This is a genomic window from Micromonospora sp. DT31 (assembly GCF_049841795.1).
Classification (GTDB): Bacteria; Actinomycetota; Actinomycetes; order Mycobacteriales; family Micromonosporaceae; genus Micromonospora.
This window is the reverse complement of the sequence record NZ_JBNCKZ010000009.1, coordinates 100,386-110,642: the sequence shown is the minus strand read 5'-3', so window position 1 is coordinate 110,642 and position 10,257 is coordinate 100,386. Positions and strand designations below refer to the sequence as shown.

12 protein-coding genes are annotated in these 10,257 nt (G+C 73.0%); 4 read left to right on the top strand and 8 right to left on the bottom strand.

Annotation, left to right across the window (positions count from 1 at the left end):
* The first annotated feature begins 173 nt into the window (after window positions 1-173).
* Entirely contained in the window at window positions 174-794 is a 621-nt protein-coding gene (locus tag ACLQ2X_RS17305; protein ID WP_425682059.1) for a putative glycolipid-binding domain-containing protein, read from the top strand.
* Between the two features lie 4 nt (window positions 795-798).
* Here ACLQ2X_RS17305 and ACLQ2X_RS17300 read toward each other — a convergent pair whose 3' ends face one another.
* The 3 genes from ACLQ2X_RS17300 to ACLQ2X_RS17290 are packed head-to-tail and all read right to left on the bottom strand — an operon-like array spanning window position 799 to window position 3,254.
* Window positions 799-1,890, bottom strand: coding sequence for a PLP-dependent cysteine synthase family protein (locus ACLQ2X_RS17300; protein ID WP_425682058.1), 1,092 nt, complete (start codon window positions 1,888-1,890; stop codon window positions 799-801).
* Between the two features lie 10 nt (window positions 1,891-1,900).
* Window positions 1,901-2,743, bottom strand: coding sequence for an SDR family NAD(P)-dependent oxidoreductase (locus ACLQ2X_RS17295; protein ID WP_425682057.1), 843 nt, complete (start codon window positions 2,741-2,743; stop codon window positions 1,901-1,903).
* A gap of 52 nt (window positions 2,744-2,795) precedes the next feature.
* The gene (locus ACLQ2X_RS17290) at window positions 2,796-3,254 is read right to left on the bottom strand and encodes an Lrp/AsnC family transcriptional regulator (protein WP_425682056.1); all 459 of its coding nucleotides are present in this window, start codon (window positions 3,252-3,254) and stop codon (window positions 2,796-2,798) included.
* Between the two features lie 262 nt (window positions 3,255-3,516).
* Here ACLQ2X_RS17290 and ACLQ2X_RS17285 point away from each other — a divergent pair, with 262 nt between their 5' ends.
* Complete coding sequence (locus ACLQ2X_RS17285; protein WP_425682055.1) at window positions 3,517-3,783, top strand: BldC family transcriptional regulator; 267 nt, start codon at window positions 3,517-3,519, stop codon at window positions 3,781-3,783.
* Between the two features lie 58 nt (window positions 3,784-3,841).
* On the opposite strand, the gene ACLQ2X_RS17280 is transcribed toward ACLQ2X_RS17285, so the two are convergent.
* Entirely contained in the window at window positions 3,842-4,486 is a 645-nt protein-coding gene (locus tag ACLQ2X_RS17280) for a UbiX family flavin prenyltransferase (RefSeq protein ID WP_425682054.1), read from the bottom strand.
* A gap of 168 nt (window positions 4,487-4,654) precedes the next feature.
* On the opposite strand from ACLQ2X_RS17280, the gene ACLQ2X_RS17275 reads away from it, so the two are divergent.
* On the top strand, window positions 4,655-5,617 hold the full coding sequence (locus ACLQ2X_RS17275; protein WP_425682053.1) for a terpene synthase family protein: 963 nt from the start codon (window positions 4,655-4,657) through the stop codon (window positions 5,615-5,617).
* A gap of 25 nt (window positions 5,618-5,642) precedes the next feature.
* Here ACLQ2X_RS17275 and mqnP read toward each other — a convergent pair whose 3' ends face one another.
* The 3 genes from mqnP to ACLQ2X_RS17260 all read right to left on the bottom strand — a co-directional run bounded on the left by mqnP (window position 5,643) and on the right by ACLQ2X_RS17260 (window position 8,650).
* Window positions 5,643-6,545, bottom strand: coding sequence for a menaquinone biosynthesis prenyltransferase MqnP (gene mqnP, locus ACLQ2X_RS17270; RefSeq protein ID WP_425682052.1), 903 nt, complete (start codon window positions 6,543-6,545; stop codon window positions 5,643-5,645).
* Window positions 6,545-8,002, bottom strand: a complete 1,458-nt coding sequence (locus ACLQ2X_RS17265; RefSeq protein ID WP_425682051.1) for a menaquinone biosynthesis decarboxylase — start codon at window positions 8,000-8,002, stop codon at window positions 6,545-6,547. Before ACLQ2X_RS17265 ends, mqnP begins: the two co-directional genes overlap by 1 nt.
* Before the next feature lie 93 nt (window positions 8,003-8,095).
* A complete protein-coding gene (locus ACLQ2X_RS17260; protein WP_425682050.1) occupies window positions 8,096-8,650 on the bottom strand; it encodes a carboxymuconolactone decarboxylase family protein in 555 nt (184 codons plus the stop codon).
* Between the two features lie 69 nt (window positions 8,651-8,719).
* Between ACLQ2X_RS17260 and ACLQ2X_RS17255 the strand changes: the two genes are divergently transcribed.
* Complete coding sequence (locus tag ACLQ2X_RS17255; RefSeq protein WP_425682049.1) at window positions 8,720-9,184, top strand: MarR family winged helix-turn-helix transcriptional regulator; 465 nt, start codon at window positions 8,720-8,722, stop codon at window positions 9,182-9,184.
* 64 nt (window positions 9,185-9,248) lie between these two features.
* Here the strand turns inward: ACLQ2X_RS17255 and ACLQ2X_RS17250 are convergent, their stop codons facing one another.
* A complete protein-coding gene (locus ACLQ2X_RS17250; protein ID WP_425682048.1) occupies window positions 9,249-10,253 on the bottom strand; it encodes a hypothetical protein in 1,005 nt (334 codons plus the stop codon).
* Window positions 10,254-10,257: the final 4 nt, after the last annotated feature.

Below are 10,257 nucleotides of genomic sequence, written 5' to 3'. Positions count from 1 at the left end.
GGTGCGGGGCGCCGGGGGGGGGGGGGCCCCCCCGGCGCGGTTGGGGCGCCCCCCCCCCGGCGCGGACCCCATGATCGAGGCACTCCCCCCGCCCCCGGCCCCCGACCCCCCGGGGGGCCACGGCGTTCGCGCATCCGCTGCCGGTGACTCTCCGGTCGCGTAACGTCCGGGCCATGCCGAAGTCGCTCTTCTGGACCCGGACCGACACGGCCGGCTCCGAGCATGTCGTGCTCGACGACCGTCAGGGGCTGACCGCGCGGGGCGTGGCGCTGGCCGTGGACCCGATCCCCTACACCTGCCGCTACCACCTGACGCTCGCGCCGGACTGGTCGACCACCCGGTTCGAGGTCGAGGTCGACGGCGCCGGCTGGGCGCGGAGCGTACGCCTGGAACGGGGTGGTGACGGGTGGCGGGTGCGCACCGGTGAGGAGGGTGACCTGGACGCGGCGTTGCGGGCGGCCGGGCATCCGCCGGCTGGTCTGCCGGGCACGGACGACCCGGGCCGGCTGGCCGAGGCGCTCGACGTGGACCTGGGCGGTTCCCCGCTGACAAACACGCTGCCGATCCGCCGGATCGGGTTGGGGCGGCTCCCCGCCGACCTGGCCACCGGCGTGACGGTGGCCTGGGTGCTGTTGCCCGGCCTGGTCGTGGTGCCCGCCGAGCAGGTCTACACCTCACTCGGTCCGGGACGGGTCCGGTATGCCAGCGGCAGCTTCAGCGCCGACCTGGAGGTCGATCCGGAGGGTTTCGTGGTGCGCTACCCGGGGCTGGCCGAACGGGCCGAGCCGCGCTGACCGCTCAGGCCGGCCAGACGCCGTCGCTCAGGAACCGGTCGACGGTGGCGAGCGGCGGGGCGAGGTCGAGGCCCTGCGCGGCCACCCACTCGTCGGAGTAGTAGGTGTCCCCGTAGCGGTCGCCCGGGTCGCAGATCAGCGTGACCACCGAGCCGGTGCGGCCGGCGGCGAGCATCTGCGCGATCAGCCCGAAGGCCCCCCACAGGTTGGTGCCGGTGGAGCCGCCCACCAGGCGGCCGAGCACCGCCGAGCCGGCCCGCATGGCGGCCAGCGACGCGGCGTCGGGCACCTGGACCATCCGGTCGACCACGCTGGGCAGGAAGGACGGCTCGACGGTGGGCCGGCCGATACCCTCGATCCGGGAGCCGCGGCCGGTGTGCACCGACCAGTCGCCGGCCTGCCAGGCCGGGTAGAAGGCGGAGTTCTCCGGGTCCACCACGCACAGCTTGGTGGGCAGGCGGCGGTAGCGGATGTACCTGCCGATGGTGGCGCTGGTGCCGCCGGTGCCGGCGCCCACCACGACCCAGGCCGGCACCGGGTGCCGTTCCAGCGCCAACTGCGCGTAGATCGACTCGGCGATGTTGTTGTTGCCGCGCCAGTCGGTGGCCCGCTCGGCGTAGGTGAACTGGTCCATGTAGTGGCCGCCGGTGTCCTCGGCGAGCCAGCGCGCCTCGATCACCACCTTGGCCGGGTCCTGGACCAGGTGGCAGCGCCCGCCCTGGAACTCGATCTGGCTGATCTTCTCGGGTGAGGTGGACGCGGGCATGACCGCGATGAACGGCAGCCCGAGCATCCGGGCGAAGTAGGCCTCGGAGACCGCCGTCGACCCGGACGACGCCTCGATGATCGTGGTCTCCGGGCCGATCCAGCCGTTGCAGAGCCCGTAGAGGAACAGCGAGCGGGCCAGCCGGTGCTTGAGCGAGCCGGTCGGGTGCACCGACTCGTCCTTCAGGTAGAGGTCGATCCCCCACGCCCTGGGCAGCGGGAACGGCAGCAGGTGGGTGTCGGCGGACCGGTTGGCGTCCGCCTCGACCGCCGCGATCGCCTCGGTCACCCAGCGGCGGCTGGTCTCGTCGCACCGGTCGAGATGAGTCACGCCGGCAACGTTACAAGCGAGGATGGTTCGGGTTGCCCCGGACCTGCCGCGCCTGCCGGCGTTGCCCGGCCAACCCGGCGGCGCGGATCAGCGGCGTCAGTGCCAGGGCGAGCCGCGGATACGCGTCGAGGAGCCGCACCTGGGCGCCGCGCCAGCGCGGCAGGCTGACCACCGGGCGGGGCCGCCGGGCCAGCCGCGCGGCCCGCGCGGCCACCCGCTGCGGCGTGAGCAGCGAACCGGTGAAGGAGGCCAGCGCCCCGGGGTCGTCCAGCTTGTCGTGCAGCATCGGCGTCCAGATCCCGTCCGGGCACAGACACGACACGTGTACGCCCCGGAGCCCGGCCATCCGCAGGTCGGCCAGGGTGCCGAGGCTGAACGCGAGCAGGGCGTGCTTGCTGGCCGCGTAGACGGTCTCCCCGGGCGCGGCGATCAGCCCGGCCAGCGAGATGACGTTGAGCACGTGGCCGTGGCCCTGCTCCCGCATCACGTCCAGCGCGGCGAGGGTGCCGTTCATGGCGCCGAGCGTGTTCACCTCGACGACCCGGCGGCGGGCGGGGGCGTCGTGCGTCCAGGACGGGCCGGTGACCAGGATGCCGGCGTTGTTCACCCACAGCCCCAGCCCACCGGGGGTGCCGGCCGCCTCGGCGGCGACCGCCGCGCAGGCGGCTTCGTCGCGTACGTCCAGGGGGCGGGCCCAGCCACCGAGCGTAGCGGCTGCCGCGGTCACCGCCGCCGCGTCGACGTCGGTGAGCAGCACCGGCCACCCGTCGGCGTGCAGCGCGGCGGCGATTGCCCGGCCCAGCCCGCCGGCCGCCCCGGTCACCACGGCGGCACCCTTCTCCGCGCTCGTCATCGGCGCACGGTATCCGCCCGCGCGCTGCCGCGCGAGCCGGAGGCGGCGGGCGTCAGGTGGTGGGCGGTTCCAGCGGCTGGGGGCGGTTCTCCCACTTGGTCGACAGCGCGATGCTGGTGCGGGTGGACGCGACGCCCGGGGTCCGGTTCAGCCGGACGATCAGCTGTTCCAGCTCGGCGATCGTGCCCACCCGCGCCTTGAGCAGGAAGGATTCGACGCCGGCCATGAAGTAGCAGGACTCGATCTCGGCGATGCGGCGGAACGACTCCAGCACGTCGTCGGTGTCCGCGTCGGAGTCCTCGACGATGCCGATCAGCGCGGTGACCCCGAGGCCGATGGACTCCGGCTCGACCTCGGCCCGGTACGCGCGGATCACGCCGCTGGACTCCAGCTTGCCGACCCGCTCGTGCACGGCCGGCGCGGAGAGGCCGACCTGACGGGCCAGCTCGGCGTACGACAGGCGGGCGTTGCCCCGCAACAGCTCCACGAGGCTCAGGTCGATCGTGTCCACGGAGAGTGACCCTATCCGTTGCGCCGTGACCCGACACGGTGGGCACCGTTGGACATGGCGTCGCGCTTCCCAAAGGTGCGGTCGCGGGGTTTCTCCGCCGGTACCATTTACTAACTTCTCAGTGTGTGCGTTTTTCGCGTTTGGCGGACACGTCCGATCCTCGGTGCTGTAATTGCCATACGTCCCTCATGACGGCTCTGGGCTCGCACCGGCCGGGGGCAGTGTGTTCAGCCGGGGGCTTCGTCGACGCGAGGAGGGGGCTGTGGACACTGGAGATCGCCTGCTGACGCCGGGTGAGGTCGCTGCGCTGTTTCGGGTTGACCCGAAGACCGTGACCAGATGGGCAGCGGCCGGCCGGATCGGCAGTATCCGAACTCCAGGAGGGCACCGCCGGTTTCGGGAATCCGAGGTGCGGGCCCTGCTCGAGGGGGAGGGCATGTTGGACGAGGCGGAGGACATGGGCAAGGCCCGTAACGTGGGCTCGCCCGCTGCCTCCGGTTCGGGTCCGGCGAACGCCGGCATGTACTGAATCGGGTGGGGCGCGGTCCGGCTGACGGGCCGCGTCCCACCCGGCGCCGGGCGGCCCGTCAGCGGGGTTCCGTTTCCCGGCGGGCGACGGCCAGTTCGCCGGACCAGCGCCGGAACAGGGTGTGCGGCACGCCGAGCGCGTCGAGCACCTTGCCGGCCACGAAGTCGACAAGTTGTGCGGCGGACGCCGCCGCACCGGCGCCGTAGAACCCGGGGCTGGCCGGCAGCACCACGGCACCGGCGTCGTGCAGTGCGATGAGGTGTTCCAGGTGGCTGCGGGTCACCGGCGTCTCCCGGGGCACCACGACGACCGGCCGGCGCTCCTTGAGGTTCACCTCGGCGGCCCGCTGGAGCAGGTCCTTGGACAGCCCGATGGCGATGCCGGCGCAGGCCGCGGTGCTGGCCGGCACCACCGCCATGCCGCGTACCCGGTAGGAGCCGCTGCTCGGGCCGGCGGCCAGGTCGCCGGCGGGCCAGTGCCGCAGGTCCGCGTCGGTGAGGTCGCGGTCGAGCCAGGCGGCGAGGTCCTCGGTCCAGTGCGCGTCCCGGAACGGACGGCCGGTCTCGTCCAGGACGGTGAGCCGGGCCGCCCGGGACACGATCAGGTCCACCGCCTGGTCGGCGTCGAGCAGGCCCCGGACGACCGCCGCCGCGTACGGCGTGCCGGAGGCGCCGGAGACACCCACCACCCATGGTTCGCGCATGTCGTCAAGCCTGCCTGGTGGGCGGGGTGTACGGCCACGACCCCCGCAGGTGGGCCCCAAAGGCGGGGGTTTGTCCCTGATTACCGGAGTGTCCTGCACGGCGTGTCGGATCCGCCGGGGGTGTGCGATTCTGCGATCTCCACCCCACCTCCAGTGAAGGACCCGGCGATGACGGCGGTGTTGCGGGCGCTGCGCGCCGACTGCCCCATCGTGCCCCGGCTCTCCCCGCACGCCGACGCGGTGCAGGGCTGGCTCGTGGAGCAGGTCGACCGCCTCGGGCTGACGCCTGACCCGGCCGCCCGGCACCGGTTGGCACGCGCCGGTTTCGCCAGGTACGCCGGCCGGCTCTACCCGGCCGCCACCGAGCCCGACCTGCGGGTGCTGACCCTGCTGTTCACCTGGTTCTTCCTGGTCGACGACGCCTGTGACGGGCCGGACCGGCTCGCACCGCAACACATCCGCGCGGTGCGCGACGGCGCGCTCGCGCTGCTGCGCGACGGCCCCCGGGTCCGGCGCAGCGGCTTCTCCGGCCCGCTGCGCCGACTTCTGGTGCAGGCGTGGCGGGAGCCGCGCCGCCGGATGCCCGCCCGGTGGCGGCTGCGCTTCGCCGACGCGGTCGCCGACCACCTCGACGGGGTGGGCCGGGAGGCCGTCGCCACCTCCGCCGGACGCCCGCCCGGCGTCGCCGAGTACGTGCGGCTGCGCCGGGCCACCTCGGCGGCGTACGTGTCGTATCCGCTCATCGAGTTCGCGTCCGGCCGGCCGCTGCCCGAGGCGGTCTACCGGCACCCGGCACTGCGCCGGCTCGCCGACCTCGCCAACGACCTGCTCTCCTGGTTCAACGACATCGCCTCCCTGGAGCGGGACCACGCCACCGGCGGCGGGCACAACCTGGTGCTGGCGGTGGCCACCGAACGGGGTGTGCCGCTGCCCGTCGCGGTCGACCTGGTGGCCGGGCACTGGCGCACCGAGATGGCCCGCTTCGCGGCGCTGCACGCGACGGCGCCGTCATTCGGCCCGGCACTCGACGAGGCGGTCGCCGCCCACCTCGACGGGTTGGCCGCCGCCGTGCGGGGCACCGTCGACTGGACGCTGGAGAGCGCCCGCTACCCGGCCGCCGCCGCGTCCTGATCGGGTCGCCCGGCCCGACGCCGCGTCAGGGACGCAGGCCGAGCCGGGTCACCAGGTCGAGCAACGCGAGGACGAACAGCGCGATGCCGACGAAGCCGTTGGCGGTGAAGAACGCCCGGTTGACCTTGCTCAGGTCGGTGGGCGTGACCACCAGGTGCTGGTAGGCGAAGGCCACCCCGGTGAGCGCGAGCCCGACCCACCACAGCCAGCCGAACCCGACCCACGCGCCGAACCAGATGAACAGCGCGAACGTCACCACGTGCGCGACGGTGGAGGCGTGCAGGGCGAACCGCAGCCCGTACCGGGCGGGCACGCTGTGCACCCCGATCTCCCGGTCCACGTCGGCGTCCTGGCACGCGTAGATCAGGTCGAAGCCGCCGATCCACAGGCCGACCGCGGCGCCGAGCAGCCAGGCCGGGCCGGAGCCGTCGAGCGTGCCGGTGACCGCCAGCCAGGCGCCGACCGGGCCGACCGCCTGGGCCACCGCGAGGATGGCGTGCGGCCAGTTGGTGAACCGCTTGCCGTACGGGTAGACCACCAGCGGCACCACGGCCAGCGGCGCGAGCACCAGACAGAGCGGGTTGAGCAGGGCGGCGGCGGCCAGGAACACCACGAGCGCGACGGCCGCGCCGGTCCAGGCCGTCCGCACGCTCACCGCGCCGGTGACCAGTTCCCGGTTCGCGGTACGCGGGTTCCGCGCGTCGATCCGCCTGTCGAGGATGCGGTTGGCGGCCATCGCGAACGTCCGCGCCCCGACCATCGCCACGGTGATCAGCAGCAGGTCTCCCCAGCGCACCCGCCCGCCGTGGAGCTGCATGGCGGTCAGTGCCGACAGGTACGCGAACGGCAACGCGAAGACGGAGTGCTCGATGGCGACGAGTTTGAGGAAGGAGGTGACCCGGCCGGGCCGTTCCTGCACCGCCGTCATCAGATCCCGTACTCCTTCCACCGCTTGTCCACGAGCGACACCACCTCGGGCGACATCCGCATCTCCTCCGGCCAGCCCCGGGTGTAGCCCTCCTCGGGCAGCTTGCGGGTCGCGTCGATGCCGGCCTTGCCGCCCCAGAACTGCTGGTACGAGGCGTGGTCCAAATGGTCCACCGGCCCCTCGGTGAGCAGCAGGTCGCGGGCGTAGTCGACGTTGCCGAAGGCACGGAACGCGACCTCGTTGTAGTCGTGCACGTCGCAGTCCTCGTCCACGATCACGACCAACTTGGTCAGCGACATCATGTGCGCGCCCCAGATCGCGTTCATCACCTTCTGCGCGTGCTTCGGGTAGCGCTTGCGGATCGACACGATCGCGCAGTTGTGGAAGACCCCGGCGGCGGGCAGGTCGTAGTCGACGATGTCCGGGATCAGGAAGCGCAGCAGCGGTGCGAAGATCCGCTCGGTGGCCTTGCCGAGCCCGTGGTCCTCCTGCGGCGGCTGCGAGGTGACGATCGAGTGGTAGACCGGGTCGCGCTGCATGGTCATGCACTCGACGTGCATCACCGGGAACGGCTCGACCGGCGTGTAGAAGCCGGTGTGGTCGCCGAACGGCCCCTCGGGCAGCCGCTCGCCCGGCTCGATGTAGCCCTCCAGCACGATCTGCGCGTGCGCCGGCACCTGCAGCGGGACGGTCAGGCAGTCCACCATCTCGACCCGCTCACCGGCGAGGAAGCCGGCGAACAGGTATTCGTCGATGTCGGCGGGCAGCGGCGCGCTGGCCGAGTATGCCACCACCGGGTCGGCGCCGATCGCGATCGCCACCGGCAGCCGCTGCCCGAGCCGCTCGGCGACCGCGTGGTGCGCGGTGGAGTTCTTGTGGATCTGCCAGTGCATGCCGACGGCGTTGCGCGAGTGCTGCTGGAGCCGGTAGAGCCCGAGGTTGCGCTTGCCGGTCTCCGGGTGCTTGGTGTGGGTCAACCCGAAGTTGTGGAAGATCCCGCCGTCGCCCGGCCACACCTGCAACCCGGGCAGGCGGTTCAGGTCGACGTCGTCGCCCCGGTAGACCACCTGCTGGCAGGGGGCCGTCTTGACCTTCTTCGGCGGCATCGACTTGAGCTGCATGACCTTGCCGAGGCCGCCCATCATCCCGGAGAAGCCCTGCGGCAGCTCCGGCTTCAGCATGTCGCCGATCCGCGCGCCGATCTCGTCGAGGTGTTCCACCCCGAGTGCCATCGCCATCCGCTTCTCGGTGCCGAACAGGTTGATCGCCACCGGCATCTCGCCCCGGGTGGGCCGCTCGAACAGCAGCGCCGGCCCGCCCTCGCGGACCGTCCGGGTGACCACCTCGCTGATCTCCAGTGTGGGGTCGACCGGGACGGTGACCCGTCGCAACTCCCCGGCGCGTTCCAGCGCCTTGAGGAAGTCCTTCAGATCGGTGTACGGAAAGCGAGCCGCCATGCTCTCATCCTCCCGCACCCTCCTGCGCAGGTAAGGCCGGGCCCCCTGTTAACGCCTCCGGTAGTGAAGGGGCCCCTTCCTAACACCCGCAGCTCAGGCCGCGGGCTGCCACGCGTACGGGGCCAGGGGCGCGTCGAGCGGGGCGTCGGTGAGCCGGTTGGCGAACGTCGAGATCGTGTAGGTGCCGACGCCGAGCACCACGTCCAGCGCGTGCCGGGGCTGCCATCCGGCGGCGAGCAGGGCGTCCAGGTCGGCGTCGGGCACGGCACCCCGATGGTCGAGCACGGCGACGGTGAACCGCCGTAGCGCCTCCAGCCGGGCGTCGGGCAACGTCCCACCGGTCCGCAGCGCGTCGGTCAGCTCGGGCGCGGCGGCGTGCCTGACGAGCGTCGCGGTGTGCATGGCCACGCAGAGGTGGCAGCCGTTGCGGGTGGCGACGGTGAGCACGACCACCTCCCGGGCGATCGGGTCGAGGTCGGTGGCCTCGAAGGCGGCGTTGGCGGCGAGGAAGCCCGTGAGCAGTTGCGGCGAGCCGGCCATCAGGCCGACGGCGGCGGGCAGGTGGCCCAGCGCGCGGCGGACGCCGGCCATGACCGGGCGGGCGGCGGCCGGTGCGGTGTCCGGCTCGTACGCGGTGAAGCGGGACATGGCAGAACCCCTCTCGTAAGATAGTCAACGTGGTTGACCGAATAGTAAACATGGTTGTCGAAGATGGCAATGGCTGACCGCCCTGGCTTCGCGCTGCCCCTGCTCCTGCTCGCCGGCTTCCGGACGCTCGTGGACGACCTGCACGCCGAGCTGGCCCGCCGGGGGCACCCCGAGCTGCGCCCGGCCCACGGCTTCGTCCTGCAGGCCGTCGGCCCGGCCGGCACCACCGCCTCCGACCTCGGCCAACGCCTCGGGGTCTCCAAGCAGGCCGCAGGCAAGACCGTGGACCGGCTGGTCGCGCTCGGCTACCTGGAACGCGTGGACGACCCCGCCGACGCCCGCCGCAAGCTGGTCCGGATGACCGCGCGGGGGCACGACGGACTGCACCGCTCCGCCGTGGTCTTCGACGAGCTGCGCGACAGGTGGGCGGCCACGCTGGGCGCGGACCGGGTCGCGGCCATCGAGGACGACCTGCGGCGGATGGTTCCCGCCGACGTGTTCCGCCTCGACGTACCCGGCTGGTTCGGCGGCTGAGGTGCCCGCTCAGCGCCGGCCGGCCCGCTGATCTCCGACCCGCCTCCCACCGGGCCGCCGGGGATCACGTCCCGGACGGGGAAGCCGCCGACCGCGGCGGAGTCGACGCCGGCGTGGGCAGGGCGCGGATCGGCAGGAGGAAGGCGGTGGTGGGCAGGGCCGAGGCCCCGAAGCGGAAGTACGCGAAGAGGACCGCGTGCACCCAGGCGGTCGGCCCGGTCAGGCGCAGCGGTTCGGTGTCGCCGAACACGAGCACCACACCGTGCTGGTCGAGGTGGTATTCCAGGACGCCGCTGTGGTGGAACGACAACCACCGCCCGCCGGTCTGGCACCAGGTCCTGGTGGGTGTGAGGACGACCCGGGCGAGCTGGTGCTCGCGCCACTGCGGCCGGGCCATCCGCTCGGCCCGGGAGCGGGCGCTGCTGTTGCCGATGGCGTTGGCGACCAGGGCGCCGGTCACGAAGGCCGTCGACCCGAAAGCCACAGTCGAGGTCTGGGTGTAGGTGACCGCCGAGCCGTAGTGACGCGCGTAGTGCAGCCGGGCGTCCAGATGCACCGACTCGTCGGTGAGGAACCCCTGGGCGGGCACGGCGTCCGGCTCCCCACCCGCGGAGAGGAAGTCGAGGGTACGGCGCGCCGCGTCGCACCCGTCCGCCCACGTGGTGTCGACGGGAGGCGGCGGCACGAGCCGACCGATGCCGTAACCGGCGGCGTAGAGGAGCAACGCCCACGGGGCGGCGACCCCGACGACGACCACGGCGACCCGGCGCCGGTGGCCGAAGCCACGCCGGCGCTTCCCCTCCACCACACCCACGCACAGGCCGGTGACCGTCGTCGCGGCGACGTAGCCGATGGCGGCCAGCCCCAGCACACCCACCAGGGCGGTGACGTTCGAGCAGGCGTCGGGAAGCTCCGGATCGCTGAGCCGTGCTCCGTACGCGCCGAGGCAGCTCTGCATCGACCGGTAGGCCCGCTCAAGGCCGAACAGGAGGGCCGGGGTGGCCAGCCCGGTGGCAACGGCGGTGAAGGTCCAGTGCGGGCTCCTCGGTGCCGCGGGCACGAACGACATGACC